This window comes from Alphaproteobacteria bacterium (genome assembly GCA_030740435.1).
GTDB lineage: Bacteria > Pseudomonadota > Alphaproteobacteria > UBA2966 > UBA2966.
Map to the genome: position 1 here is coordinate 1 of JASLXG010000007.1, position 21,462 is coordinate 21,462.

The window sequence follows — 21,462 nt, forward strand, 5'->3', positions numbered from 1 at the left end:
TTCCAGTTCTCGAAACGTTAGGGGGACCGGGAAACAGCCAGCAAAAAGGGTCGCCGCGGCGGCCCTTTTTTTTTACTCTATGCCTAGCCCGCATTACCCGACCCCAACCCGTGAGGTTGATCATGTCCACCGCCAAACGCCTATTCATCTGCGGTATCGCCACCGAATCCCACGGCTTCAACAAAAAGCCGACGATCCTCGAGGACTTCACCGAACGTGGGCTTTTCTTTACCCACGAACACGAAGACCTCAGCCGCTTTCGTGAGGGCGACAACTATATCGGCGGGTATCTGGACGTGGCGGAGAGGGAAGGTTGGGAACTGGTAACCGGTGTCGCCGGCTTCGCCTACCCGGCCGGCCCGGTCGACGAGGCGACTTTCGAACACCTCAGGGGCCGGATCGAGAAACAACTTCGCGCCGAGGGCCCCTTCGACGGCATCTTGATGCCCATGCACGGCGGCATGGCCTGCGAACATCTGGACGACCCCGAGGGCGACCTGGTGGCCCGCATCCGCGAGATCGTCGGTAGCCAGGTGCCGATCGGCGTCACCCTCGATCTCCATTCCAACCTTTCGCCCCAGTTCGTCCGCGATTGCGACATCATTTGCGGCTTCCATACCGCCCCCCACATCGATGTGCGCAACACCTCGTTCCGCGTCGCCTCGCTCATGGCGCGGACCTTGCGGGGCGAGATAAAGCCCGAGTGCCACTCGATCCACCCGCCCCTGGTGACCGGCATCGACCACGGCCGCAGCACCGTGCCCCACGCCCCGCTTTTCGCCATGCTGGACCGGGCAAAGGAAATACAGGCTGATGATCCCCAGCTTCTGGACGCCAGCTTCATGGCCAGTTTTCCTTTCGCTGACCAACCCTGGACCGGCCCCTCGGCCGTGCTGGTGATGGATGGGCCGTCCGACAAGGTGAATGATTATCTGGATGAATTCGGGGCCGAGATCTGGCGCACCCGCGACGTCTTGACCATCACCATCGTCTCCATCGACGAGGCCCTGGACGTGGTGGATCGCACCTCGAACGAGCCCAAGCCCTTCCTGCTGGGGGATTTCAGCGACTGCCCCTATGCCGGTGCCTACGGCGACACCACGGCCTTTTTGGCCGCCATGATCGAACGCCAGGTCCCCAACGCCGTGTTCGCCCCCGTGTTCGATATCGAAACGGTCGAGCAAGTCCACGCGGCCGGTGTCGGCGCCGAGATCGACGTAGCGCTTGGCGGCAAGTCTGATCCCAGCATGGGTGGCGGGCCGCTCGAGGCCCGGGCCAAGGTGTTGGCTTTGTCGGACGGCAAGTTCATGCACAAGGGGCCCTTCCACCAGGGCCAGCCAGGTACGCTGGGCAAGAGCGCCATGCTGGATATCGGCGGTATCAACGTCATCGTTTGCTCGCTGCCCACCCAGATCCACGACCGCGAGCAACTGCGCCTCTTTGGCCTCGAGCCCGAAAGCATGAACCTGATCGTCAGCAAGGCCTTCAACCACATGCGGGCGGATTTGGAACCGATTAGCCGCGGTTTGCTTTATCCGGACGCCGGCGGCATCTTCAGTTTCGATTTCGCCCAGTTCCCCTGGGAGAAAATCCGCCGCCCGATATGGCCGCTCGATGATTTCGAAATCAGCCCGGCCGATATGGCTAGAAGTTGAGCGCGGGAGGTGAGTTCGGCCAGAGTGCCAGAGGCTTTGTAAGGGAAAAAGAATGTCCGAATTTGTTCGCACCAAGCGCTCGACCGTCGTCCGGGCGCCCAAGAAGGCCTGTTACAAGCGTGACGAGATCTACGCCATCCTCGACGAGGCCCTGATCAGCCAAGTGGGCTTCGTGGCTAACGGCCAGCCCTTCGTCACGCCGGTCAACCACTGGCGGGTGGGCGACAACCTCTATTTCCACGGCTCCAGCGCCGGCCGCCGCATCAGGATCATGGAGGCCGGCGCCGATCTCTGTGTCTCGGTGACGCTCTTGGACGGCCTGGTCTTTGCCCGCTCGGCCATGCACCACGGCATGAATTTTCGCTCGGCCATGATCTTCGGCCGGGCCCGCCTGGTCGAGGACGAGGCGGAAAAGCTGGCCGCCCTGAAAGCCTTGCTGGAACACCTGGCGCCCGGCCGCTGGGCCGAGGTGCGGCCGCCCAATGCCTCCGAGATGAAGATCACCAAGGTCCTGGTGATGTCGCTCGACGAGGCCTCGGCCAAGCTCCGCAGCGGCCCGCCGGCCGACGACGAGGAGGATTATGCCCTCGACGTCTGGGCCGGCGAGGTGCCGCTGCGCCAGGTGCGCGACGCCCCCATCAGCGACCCACGCCTGGCGGCCGGCGTCGAGGCACCCGGATACCTGCCCCAGGACGACACCTGACGCTAGCTCGCATTTCTCACCGGGTCATGGCCTGCGCGTCGCTGTGGCGTCGACAGGGTAGGAGCGCTGCGCCGCGCGATGTGGGACATCGGGCAAGCACAGCTATGCACCCTTTCGGCGCCACAGCGACGCCCGAAGGGTCGCCCCCAGCCGCGCGCCCGCTACGGAAAAGATCGAAGAGCGTAGTCCCGCTACGCTCATCGATCTTTTCCTTCCGGATCGCATCACCTGGGGGCGACGCAGGCCGTGACCCGGTGAGAAATGCGGGCTAAGCCGGCCCGCGACTCACTTTTCCGTCGGCGACCAGCCGTAAATACGCTCCAGAGTCCGGCCCATGAGATCCCCGCGCTCGGCCTCCGACAAGCGGTCGCTGAGGCGAAAGGCCTCCACCCCCTGCTCAAAGGTCAGCAGATTGACGGCCCGGGTCCAGTCGGTGCCCCACATGCAGCGATCGAATCCGAAGGTGTCGAAGATGCGGGCCAGCGGATCCCAGATATCGGGGTAGGGGAAGGGCTGGTGGGATAGCGTGCAGGCGCCGCTGATCTTGACGGCGACGTTATCCAATGGGGCCAATTCCAAAAGCCGGGGAAGGTCGGCAAATGGCTCCGCCGGGGCCGGCGGATGGAACGGTTGCTGGAGCCCCATGTGATCGATGATCAACATGGTCTGGGGGTGCTTGGCGGCAAGCTTTGCCACCTCTTGCACGCGGCCCCAGCAGAGCAGGTTGACCGGCAGCGAATGCTGCGCTGCGGTCTCGAGAACGCGGCTGACAGCCGGATCGTCGGGGTCGGTGGCGGCATCGGCATCCTTGGCAATCCCGGGAACCAGCATGATGCGGATCGCCACCGCGGCTTCCTTGGTGGCCCAGTCCGCTATGGTTTCGGCCACGGTGGGATCGCTGGGATCGACCGGCTTGACCAAGCCAAAGCGGCCGGGGTGAACCGCCTCGACCGAAACCGCGTAGCTGGCGTCGTAGCGGTACATGGTCCAGGCCGAGGTCAGCAGGGCGCCGTCGACACCCACGGCGTCCATCGCCGCCACCAGGTCATCGCCCGTTACCTCCGGGGGACCGGGGAGAACCGCGATCCAGGGCCGCCCCGGGTGATCCCGTTCATAGGCGTGGACTTGCGCGTCGATAATCGCCATTGATTCCATTCCTCCACCTGGTGGATAGGGAGTCCGCCCGTATTGTGCGGGAAATCAATTCCCCTGGCCCGCATTTTCCTGGCTCTCGAAAATCCCCGAAAGCGTTAATATCAATCGCCGCGATGTCGGCAAATATGGGAGGCCGGAGATGCTGGAGGGTTGCACGCCGTTTCCCGAGGCTTTTGCCGAGCGCTACCGGCGTCAGGGCTACTGGCTCGGCCTGACGTTGGGGCAGGGGCTGGACAAGGCCGTCGTCGAGTTCGCCGAGCGCGAGGCGCTGAGCCATGGCGCCGAGCGCTATACCTATGCCGAGCTGCGCGACACCGTCGATCGCCTGGCCTACCAGCTGGCCGGGCTGGGCCTCGCGCCTCGTGACCGGGTGGTGATGCAGCTTCCCAACATCCCCGAATTCGTTTTCGTCTTCTATGCCCTGCAAAAAATAGGCGTCATCCCGGTGATGGCGCTGAGGCCCCACCGGCACAACGAAATCCGCCATTTCCTGAGCCATTCAGGGGCCGTGGGCTACATCGGCCCCGACGCCATCGGCGATTTCGACTACCGAGAAATGGCAGCCGAGATGCAGGCCGAGAACGCCAACCTCGAACACGTTATCGTGGCCGGCGAGGCGGGCCCGGGCCAAATCTCGATCAAGGAGCTGCTGGACCGGCCCGTCGGCGACGATGTGGCCGAGCTGCTGACGGCCCGCCAGCCCGATCCCGGCGAAGTGGCGCTGATGCTGCTCTCGGGCGGCACCACGGCGCTGCCCAAGCTGATCCCGCGCACGCACGAGGATTATTTCTGCTACCTGCGGCTTTGTTGCAGCCGGGCCGAGATCAGTTCGCGCTCGGTCTATCTGGCACTTCTGCCCATGGGCCACAATTTCCCCCTGGGCTCGCCCGGCCTGCTGGGTACGCTGTGGACCGGCGGCCGCATGGTGCTGGCCCCGGACCTCGAGCCCGAGACCTTCTTTTCGCTGATCGAATCCGAAGGCGTGACCATCACCGCGGTGACGCCGCCGTTGGTCTCGGGCTGGCTAAGGTCGGAGGCCAGGGAAAAATATGATCTGCGATCATTCGAGGTGCTGCAATGCGGCGGCGCCCGGTTGCTGCCTGAACTCCGCCGCCAGGTCCGCGAGCTGCTGGGCTGTTTCTACCAGGAAGCCTATGGCACGGCCGAGGGCCTCGGCCATCTGGTGCCCTTCGGTGCCGCCGAGGAACAGGTACTGGAAAGTTCGGGCCTGCCCTTGGCCGCCGACGACGAGATCCGTGTGGTCGACGACGAGGGCAACGAGGTCCCGGAAGGCCAGAGCGGAGAGTTGCTGGGCCGCGGCCCCTACACCATCCACGGCTATTACAACAACGCCGAAGCCAACGCCGCCGCCTTCACGGCCGAGGGCTTCTACCGCATGGGCGACGTGGTCAAGCGCCTGGGCGCCTACGTCTACACCGAGGGGCGCAAGAAGGACCTGATCAACCGGGGCGGCGAAAAGATCAGCTGCGACGAAATCGAGGACCTGATTTTGGACAACCCCAAGATCGAAAACGTGGTCCTCGTCGCCATGCCCGACGAGGTCTACGGCGAAAAGGCCTGCGCCTTCGTGACCTTGCATGCCGGACAGGATTTGGATCTTGCGGAGCTGGTGGAATTCCTGATGACCAAGCAGATCGCCAAGTTCAAGCTGCCTGAACGCCTGGAGGTGGTTGATAGCTATCCCATGAGCCCGGTCGGTAAGATCCTGCGCAACGTGCTGCGCGACCGGATTGCCGATAAACTGGCGGCCGAGGGGAGCGGTGACGCTGGCGCCTGATGGGGGGATTCTGGGCGGCGGGTGCTGTCCTCGAGTTCCTGGGCCATCGCCAGGCCCAGCGAGATGGGCACGATGCCGCCCTGGATGCCGTTCGAGGAAAAGCGCTGGTAGTGCAGGTGCTGACTGCCGCCGCGGCCGGCGCAAGCGCCGGTCGACTTGCCCATGATTTCCGCGATCAGGCCCACCAGATTGCCGCAATAGGCCAGGAAATGGCCGTGGCAGCGATGGTTGGAAAAGACGTAGTCGGCCGCCTCGAGGGCCCTGGCAACGGCAACGCCTACGAATTCCTGGCCCACCGCGGTATGCACGGTGCCGAACAGTTTTCCCTCTGCGAAGAGCTCCAGGAGACGGTGCTCGGCCTTGCGAATCAGAAACGCGGTTCGCACCTCGTCCGCGTAGGGTCCCGCCGCCGGGCCGTCGTGCGTTGATCGAGGGCGCTCCAATCTCGTATCTGTCATTGGTATTTCAGCAGGAATCTCTGGTTGGCCGGGGGCCGGACGCTAGCACAAAAGCTTTGCTCGAACCAACATCCCGGGGCCAATCCACCCGAGCGGCGGAGAGTTCACGATCAAAGCGCCGGCGCCGGCGTATCGACCGGTGCCAGTTCGCGATAGATCTCGATGGTCAGAGCGACCACCCGTTCGACGCTGAATTCGGTTTCCGCCAGGGCTCGCGCTTCGGCGCCCAGGCGCTGGCACAATGGCGGGTCCTCGATCAGGCGCCTGAGCGCCCCGGCCAGCGCCTTGCGGTCGCCCAGGGGAACCAGGATGCCGCTCAAGCCGTCGCGCACCGCCTCGCGGCAGCCCGGGGCGTCGTAGGTTACGATGGGCCGGCCCGAGGCCGCCGCTTCCAGCAGCGCCTTGGGTATGCCCTCGCCGTATTCCGAGGGCAGGCAGATCACCCGGGCGGCGGCAAAAACCGCAGACATGTCGTCGCGCCGGCCCCACCATTCGACCACGCCCTCCTGGTGCCATTCGCGAAGGCGGGCTTCCGGCACGGCCTGGGGATTGCTGGGATGGGTGTTGCCGACCAGGGCGAAGCGCGCCTCGACGCCGGCGTTCTTGAGGCCGCGGGCGACCTCTACGAAGGTGCCGATGCCCTTTTCCCAGATCATTCGGGCCGGCAGCACCACCAGTGCCGGTCCCTCGGCGAAGGGCGCGGCGGGAAACTCGTCTAGCGAGACCCCTGAGCCGCGGGTGAGCACCATTTGCTCGCGCGGTGCCACGCCGAAGCGCTCCAGCGCCAGGGCGTTGTCCGGGTTCTGGACGATGACCCGGGCATTGGGCCGCCGGCTGGACAATCGGTAGCCCCGCACCAGGGCCCAGCGAAACAGTCTCGCCCGCAGGCCCGAGTTGATGAAATGATGGCCCAGTCCGGGAAAGGCGTTGACCACCGCGGGAACGTTCAGGAGCCGCGCCGCCAGGCCGCCGTAAAGCACCGCCTTGGCCGAAATGTGATGCACGATGTCGGGCCTGAGGCGCCGATAGAGGGCAAGGAGCGCGGCGATGGTCGAGAGCTCCTTGAGCGGGTTGGTGCCACGCCGTGAGAGCGGAATGTCGTGGTAGGCGAGATCGAATTTTTCGAAATAAGAACGCGCCGCAAAGCCCTTCGGCGCCCACGCGTTCTCGTCGGGGGCGGCGATGTGAACCCGGTAGCCCGCCTGGCGGGCGGCGAGGGCGAGGGGCATGCGGTGCGAGACGAAAAAGTAGGGCTCGTTGACGACGAACAGCAAGACAGGGGTACGATCCATGGGCGGCCTCTCGAGAGGGGCGGAAATCCGGGAAAGGGCGATTTCCCGAGCCGGCGGTCGGAACCGGCGGAGGCGAGGCAAAAGAGTAACGGCATCGGGGCTCGGCCACCAGATGCCAAGGGCGCCTATCGATATCAAGCGATTTGTTGCAATCCACGGGCAATCCGATTAACTGCGACTAAGGAATTCAATAACGAACGGCAGCGGGCGGGGCCCCCTTCGCCTGGGCCGGCGCTGGAGAGGAAAAATCACCATGAAGACACGCATCACCGAACTTCTCGGCATCGAACACCCCATCGTTCAGGGCGGCATGCACTACGTCGGCTTCGCCGAACTGGCGGCCGCGGTTTCCAACGCCGGGGGCTTGGGCATCATCACGGCGCTGACCCAGAAGACGCCCGACGATCTGGCCAGCGAGATCGCGCGCTGCCGCGAGATGACCTCGAAACCCTTCGGCGTCAACGTCACCTTTCTGCCGGTCATCGACGCGCCTGATTATCCCGGCTACGTCCAGGCCATCATCGATGGCGGCGTGAAAGTCGTCGAGACGGCGGGCAACAACCCCCAGAAATGGATGCCCATGTTCAAGGAAAACGACATCAAGGTGGTCCACAAATGCACCTCGGTCCGCCATTCGCTGAAGGCCGAGGCGGTGGGCTGCGACGCCGTATCGGTGGACGGTTTCGAATGCGGCGGCCACCCGGGCGAGGACGACATTCCCAACATGATCCTGCTGCCCCGGGCGGCGGACGAACTGAAGATCCCCTTCATCGCCTCGGGCGGCATGGCCGATGCCCGTTCGCTGGTGGCGGCGCTGGCCATGGGCGCCGAGGGCATGAACATGGGCACGCGTTTCATCGCCACCAAGGAAGCGCCGGTGCACGACAAGGTGAAACAGGCGATTTTGGACGCCAGCGAGCTCGATACGCGCCTCGTCATGCGGCCCTTGCGCAACACCGAGCGCGTCTTGACTAATCCCACCGTCGAGCGCCTATTGGAGAAGGAGCGTGAGCTCGGCAAGGACATCCAATTCAAGGACGTCATGGCCGAGGTTGCCGGCGTCTACCCCCGGGTGATGATGGACGGCGAAACCGAATCCGGCGCCTGGTCGTGCGGCATGGTGGCCGGCCTGATCGACGATGTGCCGACCTGCCAGGAACTGATCGAGCGCATCATGAGCGAGGCCGAAGCCCTGATCCAAAAACGCCTGGAGGGTTTTTTGGGCTAACGCAGGCGCGGCGTGGGGCGGCTGGCGATGGCGACGCCGACGGTGGCGCAGGCCATGCCGACGAGCGCCAGCGGCGGCATGCCTTCGTCGAGCACCAGCCAGGCGATCAGGGCGGCCGTCGGCGGCACCATGAAAAAGAGTGCCGAGACCCGAGAGATCTCGCCGCGCCGCACCATGAGCAGCAGCAGCGTCACCGAGATCAGCGAGTTGGCGATGACCAGGTAGGCGAGCGATATCGCCAGCTCGCCCGTCCAGTTGACGCCAAACGACTCGGTCAACAAAGCCAGCGGCAGAATGGCCGCCAGGCCGACCGCGTACTGCACCAGATTGGAGGTCACGGGATGGTGCGGCCGGCCGAATTTCTTTTCGTAAAGCGTGCCGGCAGTGATGCCGGCTAGGGCTACGAAGGCGCAGACCAGTGCCAGCACCGAAGCCGCCGCGATTTCGGACCGTGCCACGATCACCAGGGCCGCACCCAGGAAACCGAAGCCGAAGCCGACCCAGCGCCAAACGCCAATCCTTTCGGCTGCCAGCCAGGGCGCCAGCACGGCCACCAGGACGGGCTGCAGCGAAAGGATCAAGGCCATGCCACCGGCCGAGATGCCGAGCTTCAAGGACCAATAGGAAAGCCCGAAATAAAGCGCCTGGATCAGCAGGCCAACGACCGCCAAATGGAGCCATTCGGCTCTCTTTTTGGGCAGCGGCGGCCGCAGCACCAGCGCCAGCGGCAGCAGCAGCGCCAGCACGATCATGTAGCGGATGGCAAGAAAGGTGATGGGCTCGGCGTGGGCCAAGCCCATCTTGGCGAAGGTGAAGCCGCCCGACCAGAAAAGCAGAAAGATGCCCGGCGCCAGCACCAGCCAGAGCGGCCTAGGGCCCGTTTTTTCCGGCTTACGCTCTGTCACCCCGTCAACCTCGAACTACGCTTGGCGCCGCCGGGGCTAGTCGATGTCCCGCGCTTGGCCCATCTTCTCGGGCATCAGCATGCGAACCCCGACGATGGCGTCGGCGACGGCGCCAACCCAGTAACTGGCCCTGAGGAAGGCAATCTTTCTTTTGTGCAGCCTAGCCACCCCTCACCACGCCCCACGCAACCACCCCGCAACTTCCCGAATGCACTCGTTCCCCTGCGGAATGACCTTGGTCAGCGAAACGAAAGCGTGGATCTGGCCCGGGAATTCCCGCTGGGTGACGTCGTTGCCGGCGGTCTTTAGCGCCTCGGCATACGCCTCACCCTCGTCGCGCAAGGGATCGAACCCGGCGGTCACGACGTAGGTTTTGGGCTGGGCGCTCAGGTCCGGCGCCAAGAGCGGCGAGAGGCGCAGGTCTTCGAGATCCTCGAAGCCGGCCAGGTAGGTCTCGCGGTACCACAGCATGCGGTCCAGGGGGATGATGTAGGCGTCTTCGAGCTCGCGGATCGAGGGCGTGTCCATGCGGGCGTCGGAGGCGGGGTAGATCAGCGCTTGCAGCGCCGGGCGCCCCTCGGGGGCGGTTTGCTGGCAGATGACGGCCGAGAGCGTGGCCCCGGCGCTGTCGCCGCTGACGCCGACGCGGGCCGGGTCGCCGCCGAGCTCGGTGGCGTGCTCACGCACCCAGCGGTAGGCCGCCAGGCCGTCCTCGACGGCGGCCGGGAAGGGGTGTTCGGGGGCTAACCGGTAATCCACCGCGATGACGATGCAGCCGGCCCACTTGGCCAGCTTGCCGGCGATGCCGTCGTGGGTCTCGAGGTCGCCCTGCACCCAGCCGCCGCCGTGGAAATAAATCAATATCGGCAGGCCGGCGGGCTCTGCGGTATCGCAATAGAGCCGCGCCGCTAGATCACCGGCACCGCCGCCGACCGTGAAATCGCTTTTTTTCGCCAACGCCGGGCAAGGCTCGTCGAAGATCTTGGTGATCTGGCGCACCTGGGCCCGGGTTACCTCGACCACGGGGATCTCGCCTGGCACGCGCAGCGTGTTGGCGAAGATGCCCACGGCCTGGGCCTTGGGGTCCATGACGCGAGGGCCGAGTCTCTGGCGGCGGCCAGCGTAATAGATCGCCATCAGGGTTTCCGGCAGTCGCGTCAGCAAAAGCCGGTAGAGCACGATTATTTTCTTCATCAGCGGATTGTACGCCGCTTCGCTCGCAAATACGTCCCCGCTCCTAATTAGGTCCCTGTCCCCGAAACTCTGTCCCCGAAACTCCCCCTCGGGGTCGAGATAGGTCCCTGTCCCCGAAACTCCCCCTCGGGGCCGAATTAGGTCCCTGTCCCCGAAACTCGGGATAAGATCGTCGTTGACCCCGAAACCGCGAGCGGCTCAGGCGTGATCGAACTGCACCACAACGGGCTCTCGACGTGCTCCCAGAAGGTCCGGCTGGTGCTGGCCGAGAAGGGGCTCGAGTGGCAGGGGCAGCATCTTGATCTTTGGCGGGGCGAGCAGCAGCGGCCGGAATACCTGGCTCTCAATCCGGGCGGCGTGGTGCCGACGCTGGTCGATGGGGGCCGGGTGATCATCGAATCCTCGGTGATCATGGAATACCTCGACGAGGCCTTTCCGGAGCCGGCCCTGAAGCCCGGCGGCGCCGCTGAACGGGCTGCCATGCGGCTTTGGACCAAGCAGTTGGACGAAGGGGTACACGGCGCCACCAGCACGCTGAGCAACGCCGTGGCGTTTCGTTATCTTTTTCTCGACGGGGCCGGCGGGTTGGACGAGGCGCGGCTGCAACGGATGCCCGATCCGGCGCGCCGGGCGCGCAAGCGCGAACAGATCCTCGAGGGCATGGAAAGCCCGCTCTTTGCCGCCGCGCTGGGGCGCATCAAACGGCTGTTTGCCGACATGGAATCGGCGCTGGAGCGCCAGCCCTGGCTGGCCGGCGATGGTTTATCGTTGGCCGACCTGGCCCTGGCGCCGACGCTGGGCCGCATCGAGCAACTGCACTTCCAGGGTCTGCTGGCCGCCCGGCCGCAGCTCGCGGAGTGGTTCGGCCGGATGCAGGCCCGGGCCAGCTATGCCGAGGCCGTTACCGCCTGGCTGGAGCAGGATGATCTGGACCTGATGGCGGAAAAGGGCGAGGCTGCCTGGCCCCGGGCGGCGGAAATACTGGCTTAATCATGAATCAAGCGATCGCATTTCTCGGTCTCGGCGCCATGGGCTACCCCATGGCCGGACATCTGGCCCAGGCCGGCCACACGGTGACGATCTACAACCGCACGGCCGCCAAGGCCGCGGCCTGGGTGGCGGAGTATGGCGGCGGCCAGGCCGCTTCGCCGGCCGCGGCGGCGGCGGGGGCTGACGTGGTCATTAGCTGCGTCGGCGGCGACGACGACGTGCGCCAGATCGCACTGGGCCCCGGCGGCGCGCTGGCGGCCATGGCACCTGGCAGCCTGCTGATCGACCACACCACGACCTCGGCTGAACTGGCGCGCGAGGTGGCGGCGGCGGCTTTGGGACAGAAAATCGAATTCGTCGACGCGCCGATCGCCGGCGGCATCAAGGGGGCCCGGGCCGGTGTGCTTTCGATCATGGCTGGCGGCAACGCGGCGGCGGTGGCCCGGGCCGGCGCCATCGTCGCGCCCTACGCCCGCGGTTTCGAGCACATGGGGCCGGTGGGTGCCGGCCAGCTCACCAAGATGGTCAACCAGATCTGCGCCAGCGGCATCATCCAGTCGCTGGCCGAGGGTTTGGCCTTCGCCCAGCGCGCCGGCCTCGACGATGCCAAGGTCATCGAGGTCATCGCCAAGGGCTCGGCCGCCTCGTTCCAGATCGGCAACCGAGCCCAGACCATGCAACGCCGAGATTTCAGCGCCGGCGGCACCATAAGCCTGCTCGACAAAGACCTGGGCTTATGCCTCGAAGAAGCGGCACGGCTCGGCCTCGAGCTGCCGGTCCTGGAACTGGTCAAGGGCTTCTACGCCGACATCGTCGAACAGGGCGAAGGCCAGCACGACGCCGCCGCCCTGATCGCCAGGCTCGACGGGGTCGAAGAATAAAAAAATGCGGCTGAGCCGCTCAGTCCGGGGTCGGCATACTGAAGAAATTATCGACCACGGAGTAGTCGAAGTAACCCAGCCTAGCCAGCGGCCTGAGCTTGGCCATGTCGACCATGCCGTCCCGCAGCACGGCGTCGTCGATATGTACGCCCACGACCTGGCCCAGCACGATGAACTGGGGCACCTCGGCGTCGTCGGCCGGCAGCTCGATGGTCTGGTGGTGGCGGCATTCGAGATGGGCCGGGCTCTCGGCCACCCGCGGCGGCTTGACCAGGCGGCTGGGCTCGGGGGTGAGGCCGGCCAGGGCGAACTCGTCGCTTTCCGCCGGTACGTGGCGGGCGGTTTCGTTCATGGCGTCCTTGAGGGCCTCGCTGACGATGTTGACGACGAATTCGCCGGTCTCGCTGACGTTGGTCAGCGTGTCCTTGAGGCGGCCCCCAACGCGGCCGTTGGGCGCGAACATGACCATGGGCGGCGCGTTGCCGATGGCGTTGAAGTAGCTGTAGGGCGCCAGGTTGGCCACACCGTCCTGGCTCAGCGTCGAGATCCAGCCGATGGGCCGGGGCGCCACCAGGGCCTTGAAGGGGTTGTGGGGCAGGCCGTGGGGGGCGTGGGTTTCATAGAACATGGCGATTCCTTTCAGCCTCGGGCCTTGACCGCGGCAATCAGGGCCGGCAGCAATTCGTGGCAATCGGCCACCAGGCCGAATCGCGCGTGCTTGAAGATCGGCGCCTCGGCGTCGGTATTGATGGCGACGATGGTCTTGGCGTTGGCACAGCCGGCCATGTGCTGGCCGGCGCCCGAGATGCCCAGCGCCAGATAAAGCTCGGGCGCCACGGTGCGGCCCGAAAGGCCGACCTGGTAGCCCGGCGGACACCAGCCCAGGTCGCAGGCGACGCGGCTGGCGCCGACGGCGCCGCCCCAGAGCCCGGCCAGCTCGCGGGCCAAGTCGAAGGCTTTGGGTCCCTGCATGCCGCCGCCGCCGGCCACCACCACGTCGGCGCTTTCCAGGCGCACGCCGTCAGCGGCCTCGCGCCTGATGTCGCGGACCTGGGTGCGGACCGAGGCCGGATCCAGCACGCTCGCGCGCACCACCACCTGGCCCTGGTGCGGCGGCGGCGCCTCGAAGCACTTGGGTTTGACCGTGACGACGGCCGGTGGCGCGTTGAACGACAGCACTTCGTGGGCGTTGCCACCGTAGCAGGGGCGGGTCAGCCTGAGGCGTCCCTCGGCCACTTCGGCGGCGATGCAGCCGGTGGCGATGCCGGCACCCAGCCGGAAGGCCAATCGCGGTGCCAAATCGGCGCCTTGCGCCGTGTGAGCGATGACGATGGCTGCCGGCGTCAGTTCGCCGGCAACGGCGGCGAGGTCGGGCAGCCAGGCCTCGGCCTGATAGGGCGCGAGGGCATCCGCCTCCACCTGAATGACCGTATCGGCGCCGCCGGCCGCCAGGGCCGCCGCGGCGCCCCCCACTTCGGCGCCCAGGACCACGGCCGTAACCTCGCCACCCAGCGCCGGCGCCAGGGTGCGGGCAAGTCCCAGGAGCTCGAAGGAAAGCGCGCTCGCCTCTCCCTCGTCCGCCTCGGCCACCACCAGGATACCGCTTGCCGTCATGGTGCCTCCAGTACCCGCTCGGCCAGCAAGCGATCGAGCAGCGCCGTAGCCTGGCCGTCGGCATCGTCACCGCCGATGAATTCGCAGACGATGTCGTTGACGGGAACGTAGAGCCGCTCCAGCACGCGCCGCGCCCCGGCGGCGCCGACCTGGTCGGCCGACAAATCCAAATCGGCCGCCGTCCATTCCGTGATCGGCTTGCGCGCCGCCTTCATGGTCTCGCGCAGGCTGGCGTGGCGCACACGGCCCAGTTCGTGGGCGATGGTGACGACCGCCGGCAGCGTCGTGGCCACGGTCTCGCCGCTGTCGTCCAGCACGCGCTCGACCACCAGGCTGCCGTCGTCGAGCAGCAGGCTGCCGGCGAAAGTGACGGCCGGCAGGTCCAGCAGTTCGGCGATACCGCTGCCGACGATGCCGGCATCGCCGTCGGCCGCCTGGCGCCCGGCGAGCACGAGGTCGACATCGCCGATCTTGGCGATGGCCCGTGACAAGGCGAGCGCCGTGGTGAAGCCGTCACCATCGTCGAAGGCCGGGTCACTGAGCAGGAAGGCTTCGTCCGCCCCCAGCGCCAGGCCATTCTTGATGATGGCGCGGGCGGATTGGGCTCCCAGGCAAAGCAAACTAATGCGCGCCTCGGTGCCGCCGTCGCGCAGGCGCAACGCCGCTTCGATGGCCTGTTCGTCGAAGGGGTTTACGACGAAAGGCAGGCCGGGCAGCGGGATCACCCGGCACGCTTCCTCGTCGACCCGGAAGACGCTGGCGGCGATTTCCGGGTCGGGGATCTCCTTGACGCAGACGACGACGTGCACGCTTCGCTCCACCCCGGCCTATTCGATGGTTATCCGGGTGGGCACGATGCCGTCGAAGTGCTTGCGCATGAAGTTCCATTCGGTCTGCGGCTGCATCCGTTCGGTCTCGTCGCGAGCCCGGGCCAGGATGGTGTAATCACCCGGCTTGTCGACCTCCCAGAGATAGGACCAGCGCTTCCAGAGCCAGCGGTCGGGCGAATATTCGACATGCGCCTGCCGCCAGCTTTGGCCTTCGTCGAGGCTGACTTCGACGCCTGTGATCTCGCCCTCGCCGCTCCAGGCCAAGCCGCGCACCATGTGGCTGCCGCGAGGCAGCGGCGAATAGTGATCCTGGGGATCGGTGATGATGCTTTTGACGCCCAGCGCCGTCATCATCTTCTTGTCGGGGTCGTCGGGCGACTTGCCGTCGACGAAGTAATGGGTCTGGTGGTAGCAGTCCGGCATGTGGTCCATGACTTCGATCTTGTGGATCCACTTGACCCACCAGTTGCCGGCCCAGCCCGGCACGATCAGCCTGAGCGGCGCGCCGTGCAGGTGCTGCAGCCATTCGCCGTTCTGCGCCCAGGCCAGGATGGTGTCGGGGTGCAGGGCCTTTGCGATGGGCAGGCCCTTGTCGAAGTTGATGATGCCGGGATCGAAGACCTCGAAGTCGGTACGGCCGACCGAGCGGTAGATGTAGATGGGATCGGGCCGGCCCTCGTCCCAGCCCTCGAAACGGATGGCCACGGCATTGGATTTGAGGCCGACGCGGTCGAGCAACTCGTGCAAGGGCACGCCGGTCCATTCGCCGCCGCTGACCAGGCAGGTAATGTCGATCGCCGACTGCAGATCGTCGGCCTCGGGCATGTCCTCTCTCTCCTTGCCGCTCAGGCTCCAGTGCAGGCGTTCGTCCTCGGGGTCGATCTCGAACGAGGGCTTGGCCATGTTGCTGCCCGCCTCGAGGTAGTCGAAGAAGTCGGCATCGTTGCCGGCACACTCGATGACCGCGCGTACGCTGCGGCCGGGCAGCCGGCGCACGTCTTCGAGGGTCCAGGTGCCGGGGTTCTCGACCTCGCCGAAAACGGAAAACTCGTAGTCCTCGGGGTGAACCGGATCGGGCACCTGCAATTGGGCCAGGATGTAGGAGGCATCGGTGGGCGTGATCAGTCCTTCCATCTCCAGCAGCGGCATGCGCGTCGACACCACGCGTCCTTCCACGTCCTTGAAGATCTGCGGCCGAGCCCGTTTGCGATCGGGCCAGCCACGGACGAACTCGCCTTCGATTTCCTTCCTCGGCATAAACAAAATCCTCCAAACCTTCGGCCTGATGGGCCGATGCTCCCCGGCTGGCTGCCAATATAAGAAAGCTATTCGATGGTCACCCGAGTGGGCACGATACCGTCGAAGTGCTTGCGCAGAAAGTTCCATTCGGTCTGCGGCTGCAGCCGATCGGTCTCGTCGCGGGCCCGGGCCATGATGGCGTAGTCGCCCGGCTGGTCGACCTCCCAGAGATAGGACCAGCGCTTCCAGAGCCAGCGGTCGGGCGAATATTCGAGATGTGCGTCCTGCCAGCTCTGGCCGCCGTCGAGGCTTATCTCGACGCCCGTGATCTCGCCCTCGCCGCTCCAGGCCAGGCCGCGCACCATGTGGCTGCCGCGAGGCAGTGGCGAATAGTGCTCCTGGGGATCGATGATGACGCTTTTGACGCCCAGCGCCGTCATCATCTTCTTGTCGGGATCATCGGGCGACTTGCCGGAAACGAAATAGTGGGTCTGGTGGTAGCAGTCCGGCATTTGGTCCATGACTTCGATCTTGTGGATCCACTTGACCCACCAGTTGCCGGCCCAGCCCGGCACCACCAGCCGGAGCGGGGCGCCGTGCACGTGCTGCAGCCATTCGCCGTTCTGGGCCCAGGCCAGGATGGTGTCGGGATGCAGCGCCTTGGCGATGGGCAGGCCCTTGTCGAAGTTGATGACGCCGGGATCGAAGGTCTCGAAGTCGGTGCGGCCGGCGGAACGGTAAATGATGATGGGATCGGGGCGGCCCTCGTCCCAGCCCTCGAAGCGAACGGCCACGGCGGAGGATTTCACGCCGACGCGGTCGAGCAGTTCACTGAGCGGCACGCCGGTCCACTCGCCGCCATAGACCAGGCAGGTGCTGGGAATCGACGAGAGCAACTCCTCGGCCTCGGGCATGGGCCCGCGCTCCTGGCCGCCGAGGCGCCAGTGCAGGCGTTCGTCCTCGGGGTCGATCTCCAGCGAGGGCCTGGCCATGTTGCTGCCCTCGGCCAGGTAATCGAAGAAATCGGCATCGTTGCCGGCACATTCGACGACCGCGCGCACAGTGCGTCCGGGCAGCCTGCGCACGTCTTCGAGCGTCCACTGGCCGGGGTTCTCGACCTCGCCGAAAACCGAAAATTCGTAGTCCTCGGGATGCACCGGTTCGGGCATCTGAACCTGGGCCTGGATGAAGGTGGTATCGGTCGGCGCAACCAGTCCTTCGAGCTCCAGGATGGGCACCCGTGATCCCACCACGCGTCCCTCGACGTCCTTGAAAAGCTGCGGCCGTGGGCGCTTGCGATCGGGCCAGCCATGGACGAACTCGCCCTCGATCTCTTTCCTCGGCATGATAAACCTCCCCTGCTGCCTCAGCCGGCGAGCAGGCGGGCGTCGCCGAGATCCCAGGAAACCACGACGTTGGCGCCGATTTCGGCGCTGACCTCCTTGGGCCGGCTTTCGATGACGAGGTCGTGGTCGTCGCCGACGGCGATGAAAATGCGCAGCAGATTGCCGGCGAATTGGATATCCCTGACGCTGCCGCCAAGGCCCTGGCGGCCCTCGCCGGCGCTGCCGGAGGCCTCAATATGCAGCCGCTCGGGCCGGATCGCCAGCTGGGCGTTGCCGCTGGTCGGGGTCTCGGGGCTGAGCGGTACCTGTAGCCGCTGGCCCAGCACCTGGACGGCGACGAAATCGCCCTCGGAGCCGAGGATCTCGGCCGGCAGGAAATTGATCTGGCCGACGAAGTCGGCGACGAACTGGGTGGCCGGGTTGTCGTAGATCTGCTTGGCCGAGCCGACTTGTTCCAAAAGGCCGAGGTTCATGACCGCGATGCGATCGGACATGCTCATGGCCTCGGACTGGTCGTGGGTGACGTAGACCGCCGTGATGCCCAGCTCCTGCTGGATGCGGCGCAGTTCTATCTGCATGCTCTCGCGCAGCTTGAGATCGAGCGCCCCCAGCGGCTCGTCCATCAACAGCACTTTGGGCGTGTAGGCGACGGCCCGGGCGACGGCGATGCGCTGTTGCTGGCCGCCGCTCATCTGGGCCGGATAGCGCTCGGCCACTTCGGGCAGCCGCACCAGGTCCAAGAGCTCGGCCACGCGTTTGGCTATGGTCGCCTTGTCGACGCCGCGTTCGGTCAGGCCGAAGGCGATGTTGTCGAAAATGGTCATATGGGGAAACAGGGCATAGTCCTGGAAAACCATGCCCACGTCGCGCTTTTGCGGTGGTAGATGGGTGATCTCGGCCTCGCCGAGATAGATGTCACCGGCGCTCGGCGTGATGAAGCCGGCGATCAGGCGCAGCGTCGTGGTCTTGCCGCAGCCCGAGGGACCGAGGAGGGTGAGAAACTCACCCTCCTCGATATCGAGATCCAGAGATTGCAGCGCCTGGACGGGACCATAGGACTTGCTGACCCGTACGAATTTTACACTCGACATGCAACCTCTCTCCTCTTGACGCCCCGGGAAACCTGAGCCGCCGCTATCTTGCGACGGTGCGGTTCCACTCGTCCATCCAGGCACTGATGTTGGCCGTGCTGAAGTCGGGCCGATACATCCTGGCGATCTGGGCCGGATCGAGGATCATGATCTTCTTCAGTGTGGCGTCACTGGCCAGGTCCTTTACCGACTCGAGATTTTCCGGCACCACGCCGCGATTCTTGGCGAAGGTGCGTTGGAAGTCGGTATCGAGGAACAGGTTGATGTAGGCGTGCGCCGCCTTGGCGTTCTTGGATCCCTTGATGATGCCCCACAGGCCCTGCTTGACGAGGCCTGTGTACTGGCTGTTGAGCACCGGGTGCGCCGCGGCTACGGGCATGCCGGCATTGACGGCGCGGACGCACCAGCCGGCGTGGATGACGGCGGCGTAGATGTCGCCCGACTTGAGCTGGGTCAAGGCCTCGGCACCGCGCTTCCAGAACTTCAACGCCTTGAGCTTGGCGATGGCCTTGATGCCGGGGCTGGGGTTGTCGATACCGCCGCCGTTGGCCAAGGCGAAGCCGGCCACCGCGGAGAGGCCGCCGCCCGAGACGATGTCGGGGATCTGCAAGCGGCCGACCAGCTTGGGATGGTTGAGGTCGGCGTAGGTCTTGGGTGCCGGAATGCCGAGCTCCTTGAACTTGGCTTCGTTGTAGCAAATGCCCTCCTGGGTGGTCCAATGCGAGACCATCAGGTCATCGACCTTGCCTTTGGCGAGGTATTTGACGTTGGGGATCTGCGATACGTCGATGGGTTGCAGGAAACCGCCGTCGCGCATGCTGGGCACGATGGCGTCGAGGATTTCCATCAAGTCCATGGGCGCCTTGCCGCCGCGCGCCGCGATCAGCTTAGCCATGTTGGCCGGCGGGCTGCCCGAGACGAAGGTCACCTTGGCGCCCATGGCTTCCATCTTGGGCACCAACAGTTCCTTCTGGATCTTCTGCCAGGGGCCGCCCCAGGTGCCGATTCTGAGGTTGGCGCCGTCGAGCGATCCGGCGGCGACGCTGCCGCCGGCCAATGTCACGGCGGCCGTGAAAAGAGCCGCTTGCGCAAGTCTGGTCGTGGTCCAAGTACTCATGCTTTCCTCCCTGTCAAAGAATTTGATTTGCTTTACTACTACTCCTATCAAGATGGCACAGTGCCACCGATTGCCCGGTCTCTCAGCGGCCGTCGCTTGAGGCGAGCAAGGTCTCGAGGCCGACGATGCGTTGCACCAGCAACATGACGCCGAGCGAGAAGATGATCACCAGCGTCGCCGACGCCAGGATCGATGGATCGAAGTCGTTCTCCATGCCGAAGAAAAGCTCCACCGGGTAGGTGGTGAAGCCCGGCGTGGTGAGGAAGATGGAAATTGGCACGTCGCCGAACGAAACCATGAAGGAATAAAGCGCCCCGGCATAGATGCCCGGCGCGATGACCGGCATGGTGACGCAGCGGAAAGTGCGCCAGCGGCTGGCACCGAGACTGAGGGCGGCTTCCTCGAGGCCGGTGTCGAAGCGTTGCAGCACGGCCGCCGTGGTGCCGATGACATAAGGCGTGGCGTGGAAGAAATGGCCCACCGCGATGCCCAGGAAGGTGCCCGTCGGGTACCAGCCGGTGCCCCGGCCGATGGCGTAATAGAGGTGCAAGAACGAAATGCCGATGACGATCGAGGGGATCTGCAAGGGGATGCGGAAGAAGGTCGAAAGAAAGGCCTTGCCCGGCAGGTTGCTGCGGATCAGGCCGAGCGCCGCGGGCACGCCCAGCAGCACCGAGACCACCGCCGTCAACACACCCAGGCCGAGGCTTAGTGCCAGGGCGTCGTAGAGCTGTTCGGAAATCTCCAGGTACCACTTGAAAGTCGGTTCCTGCGGCGGGAAGACCATCACGGCGTAGGCCGAGCCCTCGTGCAGCGAGGCCCCGGCGATGACCACCAGCGGTGCCAGCAGGAAGAGATAGACGCCGCCGCACCAGGTCACGGTGAGCAGGCGGGCAAAGATGAAGCCGGGGCGGGTCCAGGGTTTTTGCTTGGCGGAGAGGGGCGCCAGGGGGGGTGCCAGCACATCGGCACTCGAACCCGGGGCCGTCATGTGATCACGAACCGCGTCGCCCGCAAGCGCCGGAAGACGATCACGGACAACAGGTTGATAAGAATGACGGCGACCAACAGCACCGCCGCCAGGGTGCCGCCCATGGAATATTTGGCCTCCATGATGACGGTGCGCTGGATTAGCACCGGCAGCGTGAAAACGCGGCCGCCGCCCAACAGCGCGGCCGAGGTGAAGGCCCCCATGCACATGTTGAAGATCATCAGGCCGCCGATGGTGACGCCGGGCAGGCTGAGTGGCAGCACGACGCGCCAGAACATGCGGATGCGGCTGGCCCCCAGTACCTGCGCCGCCTCTTCCAGCGAGCGCGGGATGGTCTGCACCACGGAGTAGAGCAGCAGCACGCCGAAGCCCAGCGAGAAGTGCAACAGCCCGACCACCACGCCGGCTTCGTTGCCGATGACGGTGAAGGGGTCGTCGCGAAGGCCACTCCACAACAAAAAGCGGTTCACCCAGCCGTCGGCGGCAAAGATGATGATCAGGCCGAAGACCTTGATGACGATGGTGATGAAGGTCGAGGAAACGATCGCCGCCAGCATGATCATGGCCAGGCGCGAGCGCATGCGGGCGATGACATAGGCCACCGGATAGCCCATCAAGAGGGTGAAGATGGTGGCCAGCCCGGCTACCTCGACGGTCAGCCAGAGCGATCGCAGATAAAAGGTGTCGGAGAAAAATCGCAGGTAGTTGGCGATCTCCAGGGTCTCGCCGATGCGCCCCAGTCCGAGGTCGCGATAGAAGCTGCCCTTGAGGAAAATGAACTGCGAACCCGCCATGAGCACGAAGGCCACGACGAACGGCGGCAGCAGCAAAAGCCCCCAGCGTGCCCTCACCTCGTACCTCCCCGTACCGCTCCCATTGCAGGCTTTTGGACCATATCCCTAACCTGCTTGTTGGTATTCTGGAGGGGAATGTCTTGACGGGTCAACAGCGGCTTGATTATGATCGTGCAGAAAT

21 protein-coding genes are annotated in these 21,462 nt (G+C 65.3%); 6 read left to right on the forward strand and 15 right to left on the reverse strand.

Going from position 1 to position 21,462, the window contains the following annotated elements; translation table 11 throughout:
- Window positions 1–122 precede the first annotated feature (122 nt).
- Window positions 123–1,655: a M81 family metallopeptidase gene (locus QGG75_00785; protein MDP6065781.1), complete on the forward strand. Its 1,533-nt coding sequence runs from the start codon at window positions 123–125 to the stop codon at window positions 1,653–1,655.
- Between the two features lie 52 nt (window positions 1,656–1,707).
- A complete protein-coding gene (locus QGG75_00790; protein ID MDP6065782.1) occupies window positions 1,708–2,358 on the forward strand; it encodes a pyridoxamine 5'-phosphate oxidase family protein in 651 nt (216 codons plus the stop codon).
- Between the two features lie 285 nt (window positions 2,359–2,643).
- Here QGG75_00790 and QGG75_00795 read toward each other — a convergent pair whose 3' ends face one another.
- Entirely contained in the window at window positions 2,644–3,504 is an 861-nt protein-coding gene (locus QGG75_00795; protein MDP6065783.1) for an amidohydrolase family protein, read from the reverse strand.
- A gap of 148 nt (window positions 3,505–3,652) precedes the next feature.
- On the opposite strand from QGG75_00795, the gene QGG75_00800 reads away from it, so the two are divergent.
- Window positions 3,653–5,311: an AMP-binding protein gene (locus tag QGG75_00800; GenBank protein MDP6065784.1), complete on the forward strand. Its 1,659-nt coding sequence runs from the start codon at window positions 3,653–3,655 to the stop codon at window positions 5,309–5,311.
- On the opposite strand, the gene QGG75_00805 is transcribed toward QGG75_00800, so the two are convergent.
- Both QGG75_00805 and QGG75_00810 read right to left on the reverse strand, forming a co-directional pair.
- Window positions 5,212–5,769, reverse strand: coding sequence for a thiamine pyrophosphate-dependent enzyme (locus tag QGG75_00805; GenBank protein ID MDP6065785.1), 558 nt, complete (start codon window positions 5,767–5,769; stop codon window positions 5,212–5,214). The two genes, QGG75_00800 and QGG75_00805, sit on opposite strands and share 100 nt — an antisense overlap.
- Before the next feature lie 110 nt (window positions 5,770–5,879).
- A complete protein-coding gene (locus QGG75_00810) occupies window positions 5,880–7,061 on the reverse strand; it encodes a glycosyltransferase family 4 protein (protein MDP6065786.1) in 1,182 nt (393 codons plus the stop codon).
- Between the two features lie 253 nt (window positions 7,062–7,314).
- Here QGG75_00810 and QGG75_00815 point away from each other — a divergent pair, with 253 nt between their 5' ends.
- Window positions 7,315–8,289: a nitronate monooxygenase family protein gene (locus QGG75_00815; protein ID MDP6065787.1), complete on the forward strand. Its 975-nt coding sequence runs from the start codon at window positions 7,315–7,317 to the stop codon at window positions 8,287–8,289.
- Here QGG75_00815 and QGG75_00820 read toward each other — a convergent pair.
- The 3 genes from QGG75_00820 to QGG75_00830 are packed head-to-tail and all read right to left on the reverse strand — an operon-like array spanning window position 8,286 to window position 10,388.
- Window positions 8,286–9,194 carry a DMT family transporter gene (locus tag QGG75_00820; GenBank protein MDP6065788.1) on the reverse strand — a complete coding sequence of 303 codons (909 nt, stop codon included), beginning with the start codon at window positions 9,192–9,194 and terminating at the stop codon, window positions 8,286–8,288. The two genes, QGG75_00815 and QGG75_00820, sit on opposite strands and share 4 nt — an antisense overlap.
- 36 nt (window positions 9,195–9,230) lie before the next feature.
- Window positions 9,231–9,362, reverse strand: coding sequence for a hypothetical protein (locus tag QGG75_00825; protein MDP6065789.1), 132 nt, complete (start codon window positions 9,360–9,362; stop codon window positions 9,231–9,233).
- 3 nt (window positions 9,363–9,365) lie between these two features.
- Window positions 9,366–10,388: an alpha/beta hydrolase gene (locus tag QGG75_00830; GenBank protein ID MDP6065790.1), complete on the reverse strand. Its 1,023-nt coding sequence runs from the start codon at window positions 10,386–10,388 to the stop codon at window positions 9,366–9,368.
- A 204-nt stretch (window positions 10,389–10,592) separates the two neighbouring features.
- Between QGG75_00830 and QGG75_00835 the strand changes: the two genes are divergently transcribed.
- Complete coding sequence (locus tag QGG75_00835) at window positions 10,593–11,378, forward strand: glutathione S-transferase family protein (GenBank protein MDP6065791.1); 786 nt, start codon at window positions 10,593–10,595, stop codon at window positions 11,376–11,378.
- Window positions 11,379–11,380: 2 nt separating this feature from the next.
- A complete protein-coding gene (locus QGG75_00840; protein ID MDP6065792.1) occupies window positions 11,381–12,259 on the forward strand; it encodes an NAD(P)-dependent oxidoreductase in 879 nt (292 codons plus the stop codon).
- Window positions 12,260–12,278: 19 nt separating this feature from the next.
- Here the strand turns inward: QGG75_00840 and QGG75_00845 are convergent, their stop codons facing one another.
- From QGG75_00845 to QGG75_00885, 9 genes are all read right to left on the reverse strand, one after another.
- Window positions 12,279–12,887, reverse strand: a complete 609-nt coding sequence (locus QGG75_00845) for a flavin reductase family protein (GenBank protein MDP6065793.1) — start codon at window positions 12,885–12,887, stop codon at window positions 12,279–12,281.
- Window positions 12,888–12,898: 11 nt separating this feature from the next.
- Window positions 12,899–13,873, reverse strand: coding sequence for an electron transfer flavoprotein subunit alpha/FixB family protein (locus QGG75_00850; GenBank protein MDP6065794.1), 975 nt, complete (start codon window positions 13,871–13,873; stop codon window positions 12,899–12,901).
- A complete protein-coding gene (locus tag QGG75_00855; GenBank protein MDP6065795.1) occupies window positions 13,870–14,682 on the reverse strand; it encodes an electron transfer flavoprotein subunit beta/FixA family protein in 813 nt (270 codons plus the stop codon). Before QGG75_00855 ends, QGG75_00850 begins: the two co-directional genes overlap by 4 nt.
- An 18-nt stretch (window positions 14,683–14,700) precedes the next feature.
- The gene (locus QGG75_00860; GenBank protein ID MDP6065796.1) at window positions 14,701–15,960 is read right to left on the reverse strand and encodes a molybdopterin-dependent oxidoreductase; all 1,260 of its coding nucleotides are present in this window, start codon (window positions 15,958–15,960) and stop codon (window positions 14,701–14,703) included.
- Between the two features lie 68 nt (window positions 15,961–16,028).
- On the reverse strand, window positions 16,029–17,288 hold the full coding sequence (locus QGG75_00865) for a molybdopterin-dependent oxidoreductase (protein ID MDP6065797.1): 1,260 nt from the start codon (window positions 17,286–17,288) through the stop codon (window positions 16,029–16,031).
- Window positions 17,289–17,308: 20 nt separating this feature from the next.
- Window positions 17,309–18,379: an ABC transporter ATP-binding protein gene (locus QGG75_00870; protein ID MDP6065798.1), complete on the reverse strand. Its 1,071-nt coding sequence runs from the start codon at window positions 18,377–18,379 to the stop codon at window positions 17,309–17,311.
- 43 nt (window positions 18,380–18,422) lie between these two features.
- Window positions 18,423–19,496, reverse strand: coding sequence for an extracellular solute-binding protein (locus QGG75_00875; GenBank protein MDP6065799.1), 1,074 nt, complete (start codon window positions 19,494–19,496; stop codon window positions 18,423–18,425).
- 82 nt (window positions 19,497–19,578) lie between these two features.
- A complete protein-coding gene (locus QGG75_00880) occupies window positions 19,579–20,487 on the reverse strand; it encodes an ABC transporter permease (GenBank protein MDP6065800.1) in 909 nt (302 codons plus the stop codon).
- The gene (locus tag QGG75_00885) at window positions 20,484–21,338 is read right to left on the reverse strand and encodes an ABC transporter permease (protein MDP6065801.1); all 855 of its coding nucleotides are present in this window, start codon (window positions 21,336–21,338) and stop codon (window positions 20,484–20,486) included. The genes QGG75_00880 and QGG75_00885 overlap by 4 nt, the downstream gene beginning before the upstream one ends.
- Window positions 21,339–21,462 lie beyond the last annotated feature (124 nt).

Bases quoted from the DNA above. Each gene is read 5' to 3' on its own strand.
- QGG75_00785 (MDP6065781.1), top strand. From the start codon at position 123: ATGTCCACCGCCAAACGCCTATTCATCTGCGGTATCGCCACCGAATCC.
- QGG75_00790 (MDP6065782.1), top strand. From the start codon at position 1,708: ATGTCCGAATTTGTTCGCACCAAGCGCTCGACCGTCGTCCGGGCGCCC.
- QGG75_00795 (MDP6065783.1), bottom strand. From the start codon at position 3,504: ATGGCGATTATCGACGCGCAAGTCCACGCCTATGAACGGGATCACCCG.
- QGG75_00800 (MDP6065784.1), top strand. From the start codon at position 3,653: ATGCTGGAGGGTTGCACGCCGTTTCCCGAGGCTTTTGCCGAGCGCTAC.
- QGG75_00805 (MDP6065785.1), bottom strand. From the start codon at position 5,769: ATGACAGATACGAGATTGGAGCGCCCTCGATCAACGCACGACGGCCCG.
- QGG75_00810 (MDP6065786.1), bottom strand. From the start codon at position 7,061: ATGGATCGTACCCCTGTCTTGCTGTTCGTCGTCAACGAGCCCTACTTT.
- QGG75_00815 (MDP6065787.1), top strand. From the start codon at position 7,315: ATGAAGACACGCATCACCGAACTTCTCGGCATCGAACACCCCATCGTT.
- QGG75_00830 (MDP6065790.1), bottom strand. From the start codon at position 10,388: ATGAAGAAAATAATCGTGCTCTACCGGCTTTTGCTGACGCGACTGCCG.
- QGG75_00840 (MDP6065792.1), top strand. From the start codon at position 11,381: ATGAATCAAGCGATCGCATTTCTCGGTCTCGGCGCCATGGGCTACCCC.
- QGG75_00845 (MDP6065793.1), bottom strand. From the start codon at position 12,887: ATGTTCTATGAAACCCACGCCCCCCACGGCCTGCCCCACAACCCCTTC.
- QGG75_00850 (MDP6065794.1), bottom strand. From the start codon at position 13,873: ATGACGGCAAGCGGTATCCTGGTGGTGGCCGAGGCGGACGAGGGAGAG.
- QGG75_00860 (MDP6065796.1), bottom strand. From the start codon at position 15,960: ATGCCGAGGAAGGAAATCGAAGGCGAGTTCGTCCGTGGCTGGCCCGAT.
- QGG75_00865 (MDP6065797.1), bottom strand. From the start codon at position 17,288: ATGCCGAGGAAAGAGATCGAGGGCGAGTTCGTCCATGGCTGGCCCGAT.
- QGG75_00870 (MDP6065798.1), bottom strand. From the start codon at position 18,379: ATGTCGAGTGTAAAATTCGTACGGGTCAGCAAGTCCTATGGTCCCGTC.
- QGG75_00875 (MDP6065799.1), bottom strand. From the start codon at position 19,496: ATGAGTACTTGGACCACGACCAGACTTGCGCAAGCGGCTCTTTTCACG.
- QGG75_00880 (MDP6065800.1), bottom strand. From the start codon at position 20,487: ATGACGGCCCCGGGTTCGAGTGCCGATGTGCTGGCACCCCCCCTGGCG.